Origin of the sequence: Pseudomonas sp. P9_35 (assembly GCF_034008205.1) — a bacterium.
In the GTDB taxonomy this organism is placed as follows: domain Bacteria; phylum Pseudomonadota; class Gammaproteobacteria; order Pseudomonadales; family Pseudomonadaceae; genus Aquipseudomonas; species Aquipseudomonas kilonensis.
In genome coordinates, this window is the sequence record NZ_CP125373.1 from 4,591,420 (window position 1) to 4,610,013 (window position 18,594).

An 18,594-nucleotide genomic window follows, 5' to 3' on the forward strand; every position below is an offset into this window, starting at 1 on the left:
GCAACGAGGCTGCGATCTTTCCCCAGTCACTTGAATCTCAAGCGAAAGATCAAAAGATCAAAAGATCAAAAGATCAAAAGATCGCAGCCTTCGGCAGCTCCTACCACGCGAAACATTTTCTTTCATCTTCCCCTTCAGGATTGCGATCGCTCGTTCGTCTTAATTAGATGCAGCAGGCCGCGTCGGCAAAAGCCACGGTCTGCTTTTTACGGTTCACGGTACTGCGAAGCCCGTAATACCGAACCTTTCATCGAATCAAGACGTTCAATCATGTCGAAGAAGTCCCGCTCCAAACTCTGGTTCCTGGTCCATAGCTGGCTGGCATTGCCCATCTGGTTTTTCGTGCTCATCGTTTGCGTCACTGGCACCCTCGCGGTGGTCAGCCAGGAGATTGTCTGGCTGGTCAACCCCGACATGCGCGCCAGCAAGCCCTCGGACGATGCCCAACTGCTCAGCTATGACCAGGTGATCGCCGCGATCAAGCAAACCCAGCCGCACACCCAGGTGCAAGGCATCGTCCGCCCGGACGAGTCGCACTTTGCGCTGGAGGTCAGCGTCACCTACCCCGACGGACGCCCCGACAAGGTCTACGTCAACCCCTACAGCGGCGTCATCCAAGGCTCGGCGCCGACATTCAACTTCAGGGGGTTTACCCGTGCCCTGCATGGCTGGTGGCTGGTGCCGTTCACCAACGGCTACAGCTGGGGCTGGTACCTGGTGTCCTTGTTGGGGCTGCCGTTGCTGGCCTCGTTGGTGACCGGGCTGGTGGTCTACAAGCGTTTCTGGAAAGGCTTTTTCCGTCCGACGCTGCGGATCCGCCACGGCGCCCGAATTTTCTGGGGGGATTTCCACCGACTCAGTGGTATCTGGTCGATCTGGTTCATCGCGGTGATTTCCGTTACGGGCACCTGGTTCCTGATCGAAGCCTTGCTATCGGACAACCAGATATCCATTTCCAGCGAGCCGGTCATCCCGGTGGTGGCCCGTGAAAACGTTCCGTTGTCAGCCGATGGTCTTGCACCGCAGCAATTGAACCTGGACCGGGCCATTGAAATCGCCCAGCAACGCATCCCGGGCCTGGAAGCGAGTTTCGTCAGCCTGCCCGGCAATGCCTACAGCCATCTCGAAGTCGGCGGCCGCGGTTGGTATCCACTGATGTTCCAGACCGCCACCATCAATCCCTACACCGGTGACGTCGCCGCCTCACGACTGCTGTCCGACCGCACGACCCTGGAATTCGTCACCGAATCCATGCGCCCGTTGCACACCGGCGACTTCGGTGGCCTGTGGATCAAGCTCATCTGGTTTTTCTTCGGTTTGGTCCTGAGCATGATGGTTCTCAGCGGGCTGCTGATCTGGACCAAACGCACGGCCCTGGCCACCGCCAATGCCCTCAAGCGTAGCCAGAAACCCTCCCGTGAAACCCGCATCGCGCAGGCATTGCAGCCGTCGGTCCACCGTGAGTCGTCGGAGGGCAGCCTGTGAATCCGTCCAATACCACTTCATCACCGTCACGCCTGAGCCTGTTCTGGCATAAATGGCGCTTCCACCTCAACGTGCTGTTGTTGCTGATCCCCTTGGGGTTCATGCCCAAATATTTATCCGAAGCCGCGCTGTTTCGCGGGGACGCCGGGCTTGGCGAGCGGGAAGTCGGCGAAGTCCAGGTCGGACCCTGGAGCCTGCGCCTGGCGGAATTTCGCAACGAAGCCCCACGAGTCCAGGGGCCTGCCGGGCCCATGAAGCATTTCAACGCGGCCCTGTGCGAACGCTGTATCGGTCAGGTCAAGGCCACCTACCTGCGCGTCGGCAAACCTCGCAGCCTAAGGGCCGCCGGGGTGATTTTCTTCGGCTCGCCCTATCGCATGAGCGCCTTGTTGCCGGTCCCGCCAAAGACCCAGCCCGATGCCGAACTGTGGATAACCCTCGAGGGTTGGGACGGTTCGATGCACCAGGCCTCCATTCCCCTGAGCCAGGCCTCCCCGGCCACCGTCGCCTGGCTGAAGAACCAAGGACCCAAACCATGACCTTCCGCGCCTTATCCAACGGCCTGGCGTTGCTGTTCTGCGCAGGCGCAAGCACCAGCGCCCTGGCCCACAACCCGATGTGCGAATGCAAGGCCATCGACGCCGAGCAGATCCAATGCACCGGCGGTTTTTCCGACGGCAGCGGCGCGCCCGGAGTGACCCTGGACGTGATCGGCTATGACGAGACCATCCTCGTCCCGGGCAAGCTCGGCGCCGATTCGAAGCTGACCTTCAAGAAGCCGGACGCTGAGTTCTACGTGCTCTTCGACGCCGGCCCCGGCCACGTGGTGGAAATCGACCAAGCCGACATCGAGGCCCCATGACCAACACCACGACTCAAGTCATCCGCCCCGCTGGCGCGGGCCATGAAACCCTGTATGTGTTGCTGCTGTGCCTGGTCATCGTGCTGGTCGCCGGGTCTGTGGTGGCCTGGCATGGCAAAGCCGAAGACACCACGCACCTGGCCTCGAACCAGCTCGACGCCCGCCGCGACCTCAGCGCCGCCGAGCAGGGCATCTACGCTGACCTGCGGGTGACCCTGGATGAAATCCGCTTGCTGCGCGAAGACCAATCCACCCTGCCCGGCCCGCAAACCCTGGCCGAAGAAGGCTTCGCGCCGTTCGCCCAGGACGCCAGCGCTGTCAGCCGGGGCGGCCACGCCTGGCAACTGCTGCAGGACCAGGCCTACTTCGGCGCCAGTGCCAATTCTTCCGTCGCAGGTTCGTTTCTGATGCGCATCGGCGAAGCGTCCGACGCTGCGCCGGACATCTGGCTCAACCGCAGCAATGGCCTCGCGACACCTACCGCGCTGGACGACGCCGCTTTGTCCGCCGCCGGCTGGCAACAGATCGTCGCGCAATTCGATGCCGGCGTAACCCGCCAGCACCGGCACTGACCCCACGCCTTCATTCGAGAGAAGACCGTTTGCCCATGCCTATTGCATCCCAACGCCGCCCCTTGCTGCGCCTGCTGCTGATCGGCCTGCTGGCCTGCCTGTTCACCTCGCCGGTGAGCGCCGAAACAGCCAAGCGCCTGCGCATCGGCATCACCCTGCACCCTTATTACAGCTACGTGGCCAACATCGTCGGCGACAAGGCCGAGGTCGTGCCGCTGATCCCGGCCGGTTTCAACCCCCATGCCTATGAACCACGGGCCGAGGACATCAAGCGCATCAGCGGCCTCGACGTGATCGTGCTCAACGGCGTGGGCCACGACGACTTCGCCGACCGCATGATCGCCGCCAGCGAAACCCCGAACGTGAAAGTGATCGAGGCCAACGAAAACGTGCCCCTGCTGGCAGCCACCGGCACGGCGGCCCGTGGCGCGGGCAAGGTCGTGAACCCGCACACGTTCCTGTCCATCAGCGCCTCCATTGCCCAGGTCAATAACATCGCCCGGGAGTTGGGCAAGCTCGACCCGGACAATGCCAAGGCCTACACCCAGAACGCCCGCGCCTACGGCAAGCGCCTGCGGCAGATGCGCGCCGCTGCCCTGGCGAAGCTGACCCAGGCCCCCAATGCCGAGTTGCGGGTCGCCACGGTGCATGCCGCCTACGACTACCTGTTGCGCGAATTCGGCCTGGAAGTGACCGCCGTGGTCGAGCCGGCCCATGGCATCGAACCGAGCCCGAGCCAGTTGAAGAAAACCATCGACCAACTGCGCGAGCTGGACGTGAAGGTGATCTTCTCGGAGATGGATTTCCCGTCCACCTACGTCGACACCATCCAGCGTGAATCGGGCGTGAAGCTGTACCCGCTCTCACACATTTCCTACGGCGACTACAGCCCCGAGAAGTACGAAAAGGAAATGGCCGGCAACCTCGACACCGTGGTCCGGGCCATCCAGGAGTCTGGCGCATGACCGTCCAGGAAACCCTCACTCTGCAGCGCGTCGGGCCCTTGATTGAGTTCGCCGACGTCAGCCTGAACCTGGGCCGCACCACCATTCTCGACAGCGTGGCGTTTCAGGTCGAGCCCGGCAGCATCCATGCCTTGGTGGGCCCCAACGGTGGCGGCAAGAGTTCGCTGATCAAGACCTTGCTGGGGCAGATGCCGCACCAGGGACGCTTGAGCCTGCAATGGCCAGGCGAGCCCGGTGTGATCGGCTACGTGCCCCAGGCGCTGGAGTTCGACCGGGGCCTGCCCTTGACGGTGGACGATTTCATGGCGGCGATGTGTCAGCGGCGGCCGGCCTTTCTCGGCTTGAGCAAGCACTACGCCGGCGCCATAGAACAGGCCTTGGAGCGGGTCGGCATGCAGGACAAGCGCAAGCGGCGCATGGGCGCGCTGTCCGGCGGCGAGCGTCAGCGAGTGTTGCTGGCCCAGGGGCTGATTCCCTCGCCGCAATTGCTGGTGCTGGATGAACCGATGTCGGCCCTGGACGAGGCCGGCATCCAGGTGTTTGAACGGTTGCTGCAGGACTGGCGCCAAGCCGGGATCACCGTGCTGTGGATCGAACATGACCTGGAAGCCGTCGGGCGTCTGGCCGACCGTGTCACCGGCCTGAACCGCCGGGTGCTGTTCGACGGTCCGCCCCGTCAGACCCTGACTCCAGAACGCCTGCTGACGCTGTTTTCCACCCATCCGCGCACGAACGGGAGCGCTGCCTGATGAGTTATGAAGCCTTTCGTCTGATGGTCCAGGGCTGGGCTTCGGCCGGTTATCTGCCCGAAGCGCTGGCCTATGGGTTCGTGGTCAATGCCTTGCTGGCCGGGCTGTTGATCGGCCCGGTGCTGGGCGGTCTCGGCACGCTGGTGGTGGTCAAGCGCTTCGCGTTTTTCTCCGAGGCGGTGGGCCATGCGGCGCTGACCGGCGTGGCCATCGGCATCCTGCTCGGCGAACCCTACACCGGGCCTTACGGCAGCCTGTTCGGCTACTGCCTATTGTTCGGCATCCTGCTCAATTACCTGCGCAACCGCACCGGCCTGGCGCCCGACACGTTGATCGGCGTCTTCCTGTCGGTGTCCCTGGCCCTGGGCGCCAGCCTGCTGTTGATCCTGGCAGGCAAGATCAACGTGCACATCCTGGAGAACGTACTGTTCGGCTCGGTACTGACGGTCAATGGCAATGACCTGCTGGTGCTGGCGGTGGTCGGCTCGCTGGTGACGGCCCTGGCCTTGCCGCTGTACAACAGCATCATGCTTGCCAGCTTCAACCCGCAACTGGCGGCGGTGCGCGGGGTGGCGGTCAAGACGCTGGACTACTTGTTCGTGATCCTGGTGACGCTGATCACCGTGGCGGCGGTGAAAGTCATTGGCGCCATTCTGGTGGGCGCGTTGCTGGTGATCCCCGCTGCGGCGGCGCGCTTGCTCAGCCAATCATTGAAAGGCTTTTTCTGGTGTTCAGTGCTGATCGCCACCGCCAGCACCTTGTGCGGGATTCTCGCGCCAATTGTGTTCGACCTGCCGATCCCGTCCGGCGCTGCGATCATCCTGGTGGCCGGCATCGCCTTCGCCCTGAGCGCCATCGCCCGCGGTGTCGTCCCCAGCCTCAAAGGGAATCTTGGATAAATGGTTTTTTCATTGCGACAACTGATCCTGGCCGTGGCGTTGTGCGGCGTGGCCGTTACTTCGTCATTCGCCAGCGAAAAGGTCCGTCTGCTGGCATCGCTGCCGGTCACCTACGGATTGGGCGAGGCCTTGCTCAAGGGCACCGAGGTCAGCCTGGAGCGGGCCGCGCCCGCCAATCTGCCTGGCACCCGGCAGAGCGCCTACTTCAGCGGCCGTGGCGCGCCGGCGTTGAGCAAACTGGCCAGCGATGCTGACGGGGTGATCGGGCTGCGCTCGCTATGGCCGGGCGATCCGCTGTACCCCATGGCGCGACGCAGCAATATCCGCATCGTCGAGGTCGATGCCGCGCGCCCGGTGGACGGTGCCCTGCCCGGTATCGCCGTGCAACCGGGCATGGCCGACGGCCTGGCGAGCCAGCCGTGGATGGCCAGCCATAACCTGGGGCGCATGGCCGACGTGATCGCCGCCGATCTGGTGCGCCTGGCCCCGGCGGACAAACCGAAGATCGACGCCAACCTGGCAACCCTCAAGCAGCGCCTGCTCAAACTCAGCGCCGACAGCGAAAAACGCCTCGCCAGTGCCGATAACCTGAGCGTGGTCAGCCTGAGCGAGCATTTCGGCTACCTGATCAGCGGGCTCAACCTGGACGCAATCAGCACCGATACCCGGCCCGACGCCGAATGGACAGCCGAAACCCTCAAGCAGTTGAGCGCGACGTTGAAAGACAATGACGTGGCGCTGGTGCTGCATCATCGCCAGCCTTCGGATGCGCTGAAGGCAGCTATCACCGAAGGAGGTAGCCGGCTGCTGGTGTTGAGCACCGATGGCGCCGATCCGGTGGCGGAACTGGAAAGCAATGTAGGACTGGTGGTCACCGCACTGACGGGAGGCTGACGGCCATCCCTTGTGGGAGCGAGCTTGCTCGCGAAGAGGCCGGCACATCCAACATTGATATCGGCTGACACACCGCCATCGCGAGCAAGCTCGCTCCCACAGGTTTGATCGTGGATGTTCGAAGATTCTGTGTTCACCACACATCCACTGTGGGAGCGAGCTTGCTCGCGATGAGGCCGGCACATCCAACATTGATATCGGCTGACACACCGCCATCGCGAGCAAGCTCGCTCCCACAGGGTTCAACTCAGCTCGGGGCTTGCCCCGGCACCCGCACAAACCCTTCCATCAACACCCGCGCGCTGCGGCTCATGATGGCTTTTTTCACGACCCATTCGCCGTTGACCTGGCTGGCCTCGGCGCCGACGCGCAGGGTGCCGGAGGGGTGGCCGAAACGCACGGCGTTGCGTTCGATACCGCCGGCTGCCAGGTTTACCAGCGTGCCGGAGATCGCTGCGGCCGTGCCGATGGCGACCGCTGCGGTGCCCATCATGGCGTGGTGCAGCTTGCCCATGGACAGCGCCCGTACCAACAGGTCAACGTCCCCGGCCGCCACGGCTTTTCCGCTGGATGAAACGTAGTCCGCCGGCGGCGCGACGAACGCCACTTTCGGTGTGTGCTGGCGCTGGGCGGCTTCGTCCAGGTGCTTGATCAAGCCCATGCGCAGAGCGCCGTGAGCGCGAATGGTTTCGAACATGGCCAATGCCTTGGGATCGCCGTTGATGGCGCCCTGCAATTCGGTGCCGGTGTAACCGACGTCCCGGGCATTGATGAAAATCGTCGGGATCCCGGCGTTGATCAGCGTCGCCTTGAAGGTGCCAACACCGGGCACTTCCAAGTCGTCCACCAGATTGCCGGTGGGAAACATCGAACCACCACCGCCCTCTTCCTCGGCGGCCGGGTCCATGAATTCCAATTGCACTTCGGCCGCCGGAAAAGTCACGCCGTCGAGTTCGAAGTCACCGGTTTCCTGCACCGCGCCGTCGGTGATCGGCACATGGGCGATGATGGTCTTGCCGATGTTGGCCTGCCAGATCCGCACCACGGCCACGCCGTTCTGTGGGATGCGACCGGCGTCCACCAAACCACTGCTGATAGCGAATGAACCGACCGCCGCCGACAGGTTGCCGCAGTTGCCACTCCAGTCCACGAACGGCTTGTCGATGGACACCTGGCCGAACAGGTAATCGACATCGTGGTCGGCCCGGGTGCTCTTGGACAGGATCACAGTCTTGCTGGTGCTGGACGTCGCACCACCCATGCCATCGATCTGTTTCTCGTACGGATCGGGGCTGCCGATCACCCGCAGCAACAGGGCATCCCGGGCCGGGCCAGGGACACGAGCCGCTTCGGGCAGGTCTTGCAGGCTGAAGAACACGCCTTTGCTGGTGCCGCCACGCATATAGGTAGCGGGAATTCTGATTTGCGGTGCGTGAGCCATGATGCTCCTCAAGCGGACACGCCGGGTGTCCGCAGCTTTGATTTAGACGGCAACCGCCGATTCAAGGAAGTCCTGGGCAAAGCGTTGCAGCACGCCCCCGGCTTCATAGATCGACACTTCTTCAGCGGTATCGAGGCGGCAGGTCACTGGCACTTCGACGCGCTCGCCGCTCTTGCGAGTGATGACCAGGGTCAGCGTCGCACGCGGGGTGCGTTCGCCGATCACGTCATAGGTTTCACTACCGTCGATGCCCAGGGTCTTGCGATCGGTGCCGGGCTTGAACTCCAGCGGCAACACGCCCATGCCCACCAGATTGGTGCGGTGGATACGCTCGAAACCTTCGGCGGCGATCGCCTCGACACCAGCCAGGCGCACGCCCTTGGCCGCCCAATCCCGGGACGAACCCTGGCCGTAGTCGGCGCCGGCAATGATGATCAGCGGCTGCTTGCGCTCCATGTAGGTCTCGATGGCTTCCCACATGCGCATGACCTTGCCTTCCGGCTCGACCCGGGCCAGGGAGCCCTGCTTGACCTTGCCGTTTTCCTGGACCATTTCGTTGAACAGTTTCGGGTTGGCGAAGGTGGCGCGTTGCGCGGTCAGGTGGTCGCCGCGGTGGGTCGCGTAGGAGTTGAAGTCCTCTTCCGGCAGGCCCATTTTCGCCAGGTATTCGCCGGCGGCGCTGTCCAGCATGATGGCGTTGGACGGCGACAGGTGATCGGTGGTGATGTTGTCCGGCAGCACCGCCAGCGGGCGCATGCCCTTGAGCGGTCGCGCACCGGCCAGCGCGCCTTCCCAATACGGCGGACGACGGATGTAGGTGCTTTGTGGGCGCCAGTCGTACAGCGGCGTCACTTTCGACCCGGTGTCTTCCTGGATGGCGAACATCGGGATGTACACCTGGCGGAACTGCTCCGGTTTCACCGAGGCCTTGACCACCGCGTCGATTTCTTCGTCGCTCGGCCAGATGTCCTTGAGGCGGATTTCCCGACCGTCCACCACACCCAGTACATCCTTCTCGATGTCGAAGCGGATGGTCCCGGCGATGGCATAAGCGACCACCAGCGGTGGCGAGGCGAGGAACGCCTGCTTGGCGTACGGGTGAATGCGCCCGTCGAAGTTGCGGTTGCCCGACAACACGGCGGTGGCGTACAGGTCGCGGTCGATGATTTCCTGTTGGATCACCGGGTCCAGCGCGCCGGACATGCCGTTGCAGGTGGTGCAGGCGAACCCCACCACGCCGAAGCCCAGCGTCTCGAGTTCGGACGTCAGGCCCGCCTCATCCAGGTACAGCGCCACGGTTTTCGAACCCGGCGCCAGGGACGACTTGACCCACGGCTTGCGGACCAGGCCCAGGCGGTTGGCGTTGCGCGCCAGCAGGCCGGCGGCGATCACGTTGCGCGGGTTGCTGGTATTGGTGCAGCTGGTAATGGCGGCGATGATCACCGCACCGTCGGGCATTTGCCCCGGCACATCGTCCCATTGCCCGGAAATGCCTTTGGCAGCCAAATCCGACACCGCGACACGGGCGTGCGGGTTGCTGGGACCGGCCATGTTGCGCACCACCGACGACAGGTTGAAGCTCAGGCCCCGCTCGTATTGCGCGCCCTTGAGCTTGTCGGCCCACAGGCCTGCCTGCTTGGCGTAGGTCTCGACCAGTCGCACCTGCTCGTCTTCACGGCCAGTGAGCTTCAGGTAATCGATGGTTTGCTGGTCGATGTAGAACATCGCCGCCGTGGCGCCGTATTCCGGGGCCATGTTGGAAATGGTCGCGCGGTCGCCTAAGGTCAGGGCACTGGCGCCTTCGCCGAAAAACTCCAGCCAGGCACCGACGACTTTTTGCTTGCGCAGGAATTCGGTCAGCGCCAGCACCATGTCGGTGGCGGTGATGCCCGGTTGCAGCTTGCCGGTCAGCTCGACGCCGATGATCTCCGGCAGGCGCATCCACGAGGCGCGGCCGAGCATGACGCTTTCGGCCTCCAGGCCACCGACGCCGATGGCGATCACGCCCAGGGCATCGACGTGGGGCGTGTGGCTGTCGGTGCCCACGCAAGTGTCGGGGAACGCCACACCGTCACGCTGCTGGATCACCGGGGACATTTTTTCCAGGTTGATCTGGTGCATGATCCCGTTGCCCGGCGGAATCACATCGACGTTCTTGAAGGCCTTCTTGGTCCAATTGATGAAGTGGAAGCGGTCTTCGTTGCGCCGGTCTTCGATGACGCGGTTCTTGGCGAAGGCTTGCGGGTCGGAACCACCGCTTTCCACCGCCAGGGAGTGGTCGACGATCAGTTGGGTCGGCACCACCGGGTTGACCTGCGCCGGATCACCGCCCTGCAAGGCGATGGCGTCGCGCAGGCCAGCCAGGTCCACCAGCGCGGTCTGGCCGAGGATGTCATGGCACACCACGCGCGCCGGGAACCACGGGAAATCCAGGTCGCGCTTGCGCTCGATCAGTTGCAGCAACGACTCGCCCAGCGTAGCCGGGTCGCAGCGCCGTACCAGGTTCTCCGCCAGCACGCGGGAGGTGTACGGCAGGCCGTCGTAGGCGCCGGGACGAATGGCATCCACGGCCTCGCGAACGTCGAAATAATCCAGCGAAGTGCCGGGCAGCGGTTTGCGAAATTCTGTGTTCATCGTCAGGACTCGGGTCACGGTGGTTTCAGAAGGTTGGCGCCGGACTTGAAGCGCCCCCGGCCACTGTGGGAGCGAGCTTGCTCGCGATAGCGGTGTATCAGTCGACATTAATGTTGAATGTCAGTGCGCAATCGCGAGCAAGCTCGCTCCCACAGGGTTTCGGGGGTATCCAGTTCCTGCGGCTAGAACCCTCCAGCTCAGCGTTGTTCGATTGGCACGAACTTGCGCTGTTCGACGCCGGTGTATTCGGCGCTCGGTCGGATGATGCGGTTGTTGGCGCGTTGTTCGAACACGTGGGCGGCCCAGCCGGTCAGGCGCGAGCAGACGAAAATCGGCGTGAACAGCTTGGTCGGGATGCCCATGAAGTGGTACGCCGAGGCATGGTAGAAATCGGCGTTGGGGAACAGTTTCTTCTGTTCCCACATGGTCTTGTCGATAGCTTCGGAGACCGGGAACAGCACCGTGTCGCCCACTTCATCGGCGAGTTTTTTCGACCAGCCCTTGATCACCTCGTTGCGCGGGTCGTTGTCCTTATAGATCGCGTGACCGAAGCCCATGATCTTGTCCTTGCGCGCCAGCATGCCGAGGGTGCCCTCGATGGCCTCCTGCGGCGAGCTGAAGCGCTCGATCATTGCCATCGCCGCTTCGTTGGCACCGCCATGCAGCGGGCCGCGCAACGAGCCGATGGCGGCAGTGATGCAGGAAAACAGGTCCGACAACGTGGAGGCGCAAACCCGGGCGGTGAAGGTCGAGGCGTTGAATTCGTGCTCGGCGTAGAGGATCAGCGAAACATTCATCACCTTGACGTGCAGCTCGCTCGGTTTCTTGCCGTGCAGCAAGTGCAGGAAATGGCCGCCGATGGACACTTCGTCGGTCACGCATTCGATGCGCTGGCCTTCGTGGCTGAAGCGATACCAGTAGCACATGATCGCTGGGAACGCGGCCAGCAGGCGGTCGGTCTTGTCGTGCTGCTGGGAAAAGTCTTCCTCGGGTTCCAGGTTGCCCAGGAACGAGCAGCCGGTGCGCATGACGTCCATCGGGTGGGCGTCGGCGGGAATGCGCTCCAAAACCTCTTTCAGGGCTTGGGGCAAGTCCCGCAACTGGCGCAGTTTACCGGTGTAGGCGTCCAGCTGTGCCTGGGTCGGCAGCTCGCCGTACAGCAGCAGGTAGGCCACTTCTTCAAATTGCGCATCTGCCGCCAGGTCGCGAACGTCGTAGCCACGATAGGTCAGGCCGGCGCCCGACTGGCCTACGGTGGACAATGCGGTTTGCCCGGCCACCTGGCCACGGAGCCCGGCGCCACTGAGTACTTTTGCTTCGGCCATTTGCTGTCTCCATTTTTTAGATTTGTAGAGATTGGAAAAAGATCGCAGCCTCGTTGCACTCGACAGCTCCTACACAGCTCCTACGCGGCCCCACCCTGTAGGAGCTGTCGAGCGAAGCGAGGCTGCGATCTTTTCATTTCTTCGCCGCGAACAACGCATCGAGCTTCTGCTCGAAGGTGTGGTAGTCGATGCGATCGTAAAGCTCCATGCGGGTCTGCATGGTGTCGATGACATTCAGTTGCGTGCCGTCGCGGCGGATCGCGGTGTAGACGTTCTCGGCCGCTTTGTTCATGGCCCGGAAGGCCGACAACGGGTACAGCACCAGGGACACGTCGGCACCGGCCAGCTGTTCGGTGGTGTACAGCGGGGTCGCGCCGAATTCGGTGATGTTGGCCAGGATTGGCGCTTTCACGCGGCTGGCGAACAGCTTGTACATCTCAAGCTCGGTGATGGCCTCCGGGAAAATCATGTCGGCACCCGCCTCGATGCAGGCCGCGGCGCGGTCCAGGGCTGATTCCAAGCCTTCCACCGCCAGGGCATCGGTACGGGCCATGATCACGAAGCTGTCATCGGTGCGGGCATCGACGGCGGCCTTGATGCGGTCGACCATCTCTTGCTGCGAGACGATTTCCTTGTTCGGGCGATGGCCGCAACGCTTGGCGCCGACCTGGTCCTCAATATGAATGGCCGCCGCGCCGAACTTGATCATCGACTTGACCGTGCGCGCCACGTTGAACGCCGAGGAACCGAAACCGGTGTCCACGTCCACCAGCAGCGGCAGGTCGCACACGTCAGTGATACGGCGCACATCGGTCAGCACGTCATCCAGGCCGGTGATGCCCAGGTCCGGCACGCCGAGGGAGCCGGCCGCCACGCCGCCACCCGACAGGTAGATCGCCTTGAAACCGGCGCGTTTGGCCAGCAGCGCGTGGTTGGCGTTGATCGTGCCCACCACTTGCAACGGATGCTCGGTGGCGACCGCATCGCGGAAACGCTGGCCTGGCGTGCTCTTGCTGGAACTCATGACTCACCTCGTTCAGTGGCGGCGCTGTCCTGGAAATGACGCGCAATGTTGCGTTTGGACGCACCGATGTGCCGGCGCATCAATAATTCAGCCAGTTCGCCGTCACGGTCGGCGATGGCGTCTAGAATCCGGTGGTGCTCGGCAAAGGCCTGGCGCGGACGGTTGGGCGTGGTGGAAAACTGGATGCGGTACATGCGCACCAGTTGGTACAGCTCGCCGCAGAGCATCTGCGTCAGGGTGCGGTTGCCGCTGCCCTGGATGATCCGGTAATGGAAGTCGAAATCGCCTTCCTGCTGGTAATAACCGACACCGGCCTGGAACGCCGCATCGCGCTCGTGGGTTTCCAGCACCCGGCGCAGCTCGTCGATTTCTTCCAGGGTCATGCGTTCGGCCGCCAGGCGGCAGGCCATGCCTTCGAGGGATTCACGGATTTCGTAGAGTTCCAGCAGCTCGGCATGGCTCAGCGACACCACCCGGGCACCGACGTGAGGCACCCGCACCAGCAGGCGCTGGCCTTCCAGGCGATGAATCGCCTCGCGCAGCGGCCCGCGGCTGATGCCGTAGGTGCGCGCCAGCTCGGGCTCGGAGATCTTGCTGCCGGGGGCGATCTCGCCTTTGACGATGGCGGCCTGGATACGTCGGAAGACGTTCTCGGAAAGCGTCTCCGAATCGTCTTGGGCCATCACCGGGGTTTCGAGCTGATCGAGCATATTGTCGACACCTTGCAAATCAATACGGCAAAAACTAACCAATAGCGGCGTTAACGTCAAAGCAAAAATCAACATTGTCGACAATCGTCTAATAAGCTCACCCGCCATAACCGCTCGTTTGAATGCGTCGTAGCGTCCGGCCAGCGGTGGCGTCAGAAAACCACCGTGCTAGAATGCCGCGCGATTTGCCGCTCTCCTTTTATAGGGAAGGCTGCCCAGGGAGCTTGTGCAGTAATGCCAGGGCCTGAACCGATAAACGGAACGCTGCGCACCAGGATCTATGACACTCAAGCCCTTCACCGCTGCTCTTTATTTCGTGTGCCTGCCGGGGCTTGCCGTGGCGGGTGAAAAAACCGTGTACGGCCTCAACGAATATGCCGCCCTGCAGGGCATCGACCTGGAGGTCGCCGCCAAGCTCGACACCGGCGCCAAGACCGCGTCCCTCAGCGCCCGGGACATCAAGCGCTTCAAGCGCAATGGCGAGTCCTGGGTGCGCTTTTACCTGGCCATTGACGCGGCCCACTCGCACCCCATCGAACGTCCGCTGGCCCGGGTCAGCAAGATCAAGCGCCGCGCCGGTGACTACGACCCGGAAGAAGGCAAGAAATACACGGCCCGGCCGGTCATCGAACTGGACATCTGCATGGGCTCGGCCCTGCGCAGCATTGAAGTGAACCTGACCGACCGTAGCGCCTTCCAATACCCGTTGCTGATCGGTTCCGAGGCGCTCAAGCGCTTCGACGCGCTGGTCGACCCCAGTCTTAAATACGCTGCCGGCAAACCCGCCTGCGCCAATGCCGCTCAAACCGCAGAGTAATTCCAATGCGCTCCCTTACCCTCCATCTGAAAATGCTGATCGCCATCCTGGTGGTGCTGGGCCTGTCGGTGACGGCCTATCAGATTTTCGTGCTCGGCATTCCGGTCACCGAAGACGCCACCGACGACTTGTGGAACATCGACGCCAAGGTCGAGTTCGTGCCCAATGCCAAGGACCCGGTGAAGATCCAGATGTTCGTGCCACCGCTGAGCCGCGACTACGTGAGCCTCAACGAGAGTTTCATTTCCAATAATTACGGCGTAGCGGTGAACCGGGTCGACGGTAACCGCAAGGTGACGTGGTCGGCCCGGCGCGCCAAAGGTAACCAGACCCTGTATTACCGCCTGGTGCTGACCAAGCGCTACAGCGCCGAGAAAACCAAGGTCAAGGGCCCGACCTTCCGCGACAGCATCGCCGTCGAAGGCCCGGAGAAACTGGCCGCCGAAGCCCTGCTCGCGCCGATCCGCCAGCATTCGGCCGACGTCGAGACGTTCATCAGCGAAGCCATCAAGCGGGTTAACAACCTCAACGACGACAACGTCAAGCTGTTGCTGGCCGGCGACCCGTCCTCGGCCAACAAGGCGCGCATCGTCGAACTGGTGCTGTCCATCGCCCACGTGCCGGTGGAAAAGGTCCACACCATCCGCCTGGTGGCCGAGCAGCCGCAGACACCTGAGCTGTGGCTGCGCAGCTTCAACGGCACCGACTGGCTGTATTTCAACCCGGACACCGGCGAACAGGGCCTGCCCACCGACCGTCTGCTGTGGTGGACCGGCGATGAAAACCTGATCACCGTCGATGGCGGCAAGAAAGCCACCGTCACCTTCAGCATGAACAACAGCGAAATGAACGCCATTCGCCTGGCCAAGCTGACGGACGAGAACACCGACGCCAACTTCCTCGAATACTCGCTCTACGGCCTGCCGCTGCAAACCCAGCAAACCTTCATGATCATGGTCATGATCCCGATCGGCGTGCTGGTCATCCTGATCCTGCGCAACCTGATCGGCCTGCAGACCCTGGGGACTTTCACCCCGGTACTGATCGCCCTGGCCTTTCGCGAGACCCAACTGGGTTTTGGCATCATCCTGTTCTCGGTGATCACCACGCTGGGCCTGTCGTTGCGTTCGTACCTGGAGCACCTCAAGCTGCAAATGCTGCCGAGACTCTCGGTGGTGCTGACGTTCGTGGTGGTGCTGATCGCCGCCATCAGCCTGTTCAGCCATAAGCTTGGCCTGGAGCGCGGCTTGTCGGTGGCGTTGTTCCCGATGGTGATCCTGACCATGACCATCGAACGCCTGTCCATCACCTGGGAAGAGCGCGGCGCCGGCCACGCTATGAAAGTCGCCATCGGCACGCTGTTCGCCGCGTCCCTGGCACACCTGATCATGAGCGTGCCGGAACTGGTGTACTTCGTGTTCACCTTCCCGGCGATCCTGCTGATCCTGGTGGGCTTCATGCTGGCCATGGGTCGTTATCGCGGCTACCGCCTGACCGAACTGGTACGGTTCAAGGCCTTCCTCAAGGCAGACTCCTGATGTTCGGCTTCTGGAAGACCTGGAAGGCCCTGGAAGCCCGGGGCATCATGGGCATCAACCGGCGTAACGCCGACTACGTGCTCAAGTACAACAAGCGCAGCCTGTACCCCATCGTCGATGACAAGATCATCACCAAGGAACGGGCCATCGCCGCCGGCATTCATGTGCCGGAGCTGTACGGGGTGATCTCCACCGAAAAGGAAATCGACAAGCTCGACGAGATCATCGGCGGGCGCACCGACTTCGTGATCAAGCCGGCCCAAGGCGCTGGCGGCGACGGCATCATCGTCATCGCCGACCGCTTCGAAGGCCGCTATCGCACGGTGTCCGGCAAGATCATCAGCCATGAGGAAATCGAGCACCATGTCTCCAGCATCCTCACCGGCCTGTACTCCTTGGGCGGGCACCGTGACCGGGCACTGATCGAATACCGCGTGACGCCGGACCAGATCTTCAAAAGCATCAGCTATGAAGGCGTGCCGGACATCCGCATCATCGTGCTGATGGGCTATCCGGTGATGGCCATGCTGCGCTTGCCAACCCGCCAGTCCGGCGGCAAGGCCAACCTGCACCAGGGCGCCATCGGCGTGGGTGTCGACCTCGCCACCGGCCTGACCCTGCGCGGCACCTGGCTGAACAACATCATCACCAAACACCCCGACACCACCAACGCGGTGGACGGCGTGCAACTGCCCTACTGGGACGGTTTCATGAAACTGGCCGCCGGTTGCTATGAGCTGTGCGGGCTGGGCTACATCGGCGTCGACATGGTGCTGGACCAGGAAAAAGGCCCGTTGATCCTGGAATTGAACGCCCGGCCAGGCCTGAACATCCAGATCGCCAACGACTGCGGCCTGACCTTGCGCACCCACGCGGTGGAAGCCCACCTGGAAGAACTCAAGGCCCGCGGCGTTACCGAAACCGTGGAAGAGCGCGTGGCGTTTGCCCAGGCGTTGTTTGGGCATATTCCGCCGGTTGAAGGCTGACGGCTGACGGCTGACGGCTGACGGCTGAAAATTGAACCTTGCTCCCGCCGGGTTCTGTAGGAGCTGGCGAAGCCTGCGATCTTTTGATCTTGATCTTGATCTTGATCTTTCGCTTGCGACTCAATTGTCTGGGACAAGATCGCAGCCTCGCTTCGCTCGTCAGCTCCTACACAGCTCCTACGGGCGCAATCCTGCGGGAGCAAGCTCCCTTGCCACAGATATCGTCGATCCTTCCAGACATGCCCATCTCCGACATCCCTCTAGGAGCAAATCCTACAGAGGGATTACAATCGCTCCCCCGCCTGAACGGCTGACCTGCCCCGCCCATGCCAACCTGCTCCGTACACCCGCTGCCCTACCGCGCCAACCCTGCCGAGTATTTCGCGGCGATCCGTCATGCCCCCGGCAGCGTGCTGCTCGACAGCGGCCGGCCGAGTGCCGAGCGCGGGCGTTACGATCTGCTCAGCGCCTGGCCGCTGGCGCAACTGGCGGTGTTGCCGGACGAGAGCGGTAGCGACTTCTTGCAACGCCTGCGCATTCAACTGACACAACTGGGCGACGCGGTACTACCGACCACGGTGCAATTGCCCTTTGCCGGCGGCCTGATCGGCTATTTGAGCTATGACTTCGGCCGTCACCTCGAAACCTTGCCGTCCCACGCCAAGGACGACCTGCAACTGCCCGACGCGCGTTTTGGCGTGTACGACTGGGCGCTGGTCAGCGATCACCAGGCCGGCACCAGTCAATTGGTCTTCCACCCCCATTGTGGCGAAGGCGAACGCCAGCGTCTGATCGCGCTGTTCAGCCAGCCGACTGCGGCATCCGTTGGCGTCTTCAGCCTCGAAGGAGCGATGACCCCCGACCTCAGCGCCGAAGCCTATCGACAGGCCTTCGAGCGTATCCAGGCGTATATCCAGGCGGGTGACTGCTACCAGGTCAACTTTGCCCAGCGCTTTCGCGCGCCCTGCCAGGGCGATGCCTGGGCCGCTTACCAAGCTCTGAGGGCGGCGTGCCCAACACCGTTTTCCGGCTTCCAGAGCCTGCCCGATGGCGGCGCGGTGCTGAGCCTGTCCCCCGAGCGCTTCGTCAAGGTCAGCGAAGGCCAGGTGGAAACCCGGCCGATCAAGGGCACCCGGCCCCGCGGCACAACACCCAGCGAAGACGCGGCCCACGCCGCCGAGCTGCTGGCCAGCCCCAAGGACCGGGCGGAAAACCTGATGATCGTCGACCTGCTGCGCAACGACCTGGGCCGCACCTGCCGCATCGGCTCGGTGCGGGTGCCGGAGTTGTTCAGCCTGGAAAGCTACCCGAACGTGCATCACCTGGTCAGCAGCGTGACCGGCGAGTTGGCTGTGGATAAAGATGCTCTCGACCTGATCGCTGGTAGCTTTCCCGGCGGCTCGATCACCGGGGCGCCGAAAATCCGCGCCATGCAAATCATCGACGAACTCGAACCGACTCGACGCGGCCTGTATTGCGGCTCGTTGCTGTACCTGGACGTGCGCGGGGAAATGGACAGCTCCATCGCCATCCGCAGTTTGCTGGTCAAGGATGGGCAGGTGTGCTGCTGGGGCGGCGGCGGGATTGTCGCGGACTCGGACTGGGAGGCCGAGTATCAGGAGTCGATTACCAAGGTGAAGGTGCTGCTGGAAACCTTGCAGAACCTCTGAACAGCCCCCTGGCCTGACCCAAG

Annotated in this window: 17 protein-coding genes; 12 read left to right on the forward strand and 5 right to left on the reverse strand. The window is 62.9% G+C overall.

Annotated features, from left to right (window positions below; all coding sequences use genetic code 11):
* The first annotated feature begins 270 nt into the window (after positions 1-270).
* From QMK47_RS20075 to QMK47_RS20110, 8 genes are read left to right on the forward strand one after another with little or no spacing between them, the layout of a single operon-like run.
* Positions 271-1,485, forward strand: coding sequence for a PepSY domain-containing protein (locus QMK47_RS20075; protein ID WP_320389212.1), 1,215 nt, complete (start codon positions 271-273; stop codon positions 1,483-1,485).
* A complete protein-coding gene (locus QMK47_RS20080; RefSeq protein ID WP_258688908.1) occupies positions 1,482-2,024 on the forward strand; it encodes a thiamine pyrophosphate-binding protein in 543 nt (180 codons plus the stop codon). The genes QMK47_RS20075 and QMK47_RS20080 overlap by 4 nt, the downstream gene beginning before the upstream one ends.
* Complete coding sequence (locus tag QMK47_RS20085) at positions 2,021-2,347, forward strand: hypothetical protein (protein ID WP_253476695.1); 327 nt, start codon at positions 2,021-2,023, stop codon at positions 2,345-2,347. Before QMK47_RS20080 ends, QMK47_RS20085 begins: the two co-directional genes overlap by 4 nt.
* On the forward strand, positions 2,344-2,919 hold the full coding sequence (locus tag QMK47_RS20090; RefSeq protein ID WP_258688909.1) for a DUF6162 family protein: 576 nt from the start codon (positions 2,344-2,346) through the stop codon (positions 2,917-2,919). The genes QMK47_RS20085 and QMK47_RS20090 overlap by 4 nt, the downstream gene beginning before the upstream one ends.
* A 35-nt stretch (positions 2,920-2,954) precedes the next feature.
* Entirely contained in the window at positions 2,955-3,884 is a 930-nt protein-coding gene (locus QMK47_RS20095) for a metal ABC transporter solute-binding protein, Zn/Mn family (RefSeq protein WP_214509788.1), read from the forward strand.
* Complete coding sequence (locus tag QMK47_RS20100; RefSeq protein ID WP_253476700.1) at positions 3,881-4,633, forward strand: metal ABC transporter ATP-binding protein; 753 nt, start codon at positions 3,881-3,883, stop codon at positions 4,631-4,633. The genes QMK47_RS20095 and QMK47_RS20100 overlap by 4 nt, the downstream gene beginning before the upstream one ends.
* A complete protein-coding gene (locus QMK47_RS20105; protein ID WP_320389213.1) occupies positions 4,633-5,532 on the forward strand; it encodes a metal ABC transporter permease in 900 nt (299 codons plus the stop codon). The genes QMK47_RS20100 and QMK47_RS20105 overlap by 1 nt, the downstream gene beginning before the upstream one ends.
* The gene (locus tag QMK47_RS20110; protein WP_320389214.1) at positions 5,533-6,426 is read left to right on the forward strand and encodes a metal ABC transporter solute-binding protein, Zn/Mn family; all 894 of its coding nucleotides are present in this window, start codon (positions 5,533-5,535) and stop codon (positions 6,424-6,426) included.
* Between the two features lie 247 nt (positions 6,427-6,673).
* Here the strand turns inward: QMK47_RS20110 and prpF are convergent, their stop codons facing one another.
* The 5 genes from prpF to QMK47_RS20135 form a co-directional block, all read right to left on the reverse strand.
* On the reverse strand, positions 6,674-7,867 hold the full coding sequence (gene prpF, locus QMK47_RS20115) for a 2-methylaconitate cis-trans isomerase PrpF (protein ID WP_253476712.1): 1,194 nt from the start codon (positions 7,865-7,867) through the stop codon (positions 6,674-6,676).
* A gap of 42 nt (positions 7,868-7,909) precedes the next feature.
* On the reverse strand, positions 7,910-10,501 hold the full coding sequence (gene acnD / locus QMK47_RS20120; protein WP_320389215.1) for a Fe/S-dependent 2-methylisocitrate dehydratase AcnD: 2,592 nt from the start codon (positions 10,499-10,501) through the stop codon (positions 7,910-7,912).
* Between the two features lie 197 nt (positions 10,502-10,698).
* Entirely contained in the window at positions 10,699-11,826 is a 1,128-nt protein-coding gene (gene prpC, locus QMK47_RS20125) for a 2-methylcitrate synthase (RefSeq protein ID WP_320389216.1), read from the reverse strand.
* A gap of 133 nt (positions 11,827-11,959) precedes the next feature.
* Positions 11,960-12,850, reverse strand: coding sequence for a methylisocitrate lyase (prpB, locus tag QMK47_RS20130; RefSeq protein WP_258688914.1), 891 nt, complete (start codon positions 12,848-12,850; stop codon positions 11,960-11,962).
* Positions 12,847-13,560 carry a GntR family transcriptional regulator gene (locus tag QMK47_RS20135; RefSeq protein ID WP_003204063.1) on the reverse strand — a complete coding sequence of 238 codons (714 nt, stop codon included), beginning with the start codon at positions 13,558-13,560 and terminating at the stop codon, positions 12,847-12,849. The genes prpB and QMK47_RS20135 overlap by 4 nt, the downstream gene beginning before the upstream one ends.
* 280 nt (positions 13,561-13,840) lie before the next feature.
* Here QMK47_RS20135 and QMK47_RS20140 point away from each other — a divergent pair, with 280 nt between their 5' ends.
* From QMK47_RS20140 to pabB, 4 genes are all read left to right on the forward strand, one after another.
* Positions 13,841-14,377 carry an ATP-dependent zinc protease gene (locus QMK47_RS20140; RefSeq protein ID WP_214509781.1) on the forward strand — a complete coding sequence of 179 codons (537 nt, stop codon included), beginning with the start codon at positions 13,841-13,843 and terminating at the stop codon, positions 14,375-14,377.
* Between the two features lie 5 nt (positions 14,378-14,382).
* Positions 14,383-15,915 (forward strand): inactive transglutaminase family protein, encoded by a 1,533-nt coding sequence (locus tag QMK47_RS20145; protein ID WP_253476718.1) that lies wholly within the window; start codon positions 14,383-14,385, stop codon positions 15,913-15,915.
* Positions 15,915-16,901 carry an alpha-L-glutamate ligase-like protein gene (locus tag QMK47_RS20150; protein WP_013693958.1) on the forward strand — a complete coding sequence of 329 codons (987 nt, stop codon included), beginning with the start codon at positions 15,915-15,917 and terminating at the stop codon, positions 16,899-16,901. The genes QMK47_RS20145 and QMK47_RS20150 overlap by 1 nt, the downstream gene beginning before the upstream one ends.
* A gap of 326 nt (positions 16,902-17,227) precedes the next feature.
* Complete coding sequence (gene pabB / locus QMK47_RS20155) at positions 17,228-18,571, forward strand: aminodeoxychorismate synthase component I (RefSeq protein WP_320389217.1); 1,344 nt, start codon at positions 17,228-17,230, stop codon at positions 18,569-18,571.
* Positions 18,572-18,594: the final 23 nt, after the last annotated feature.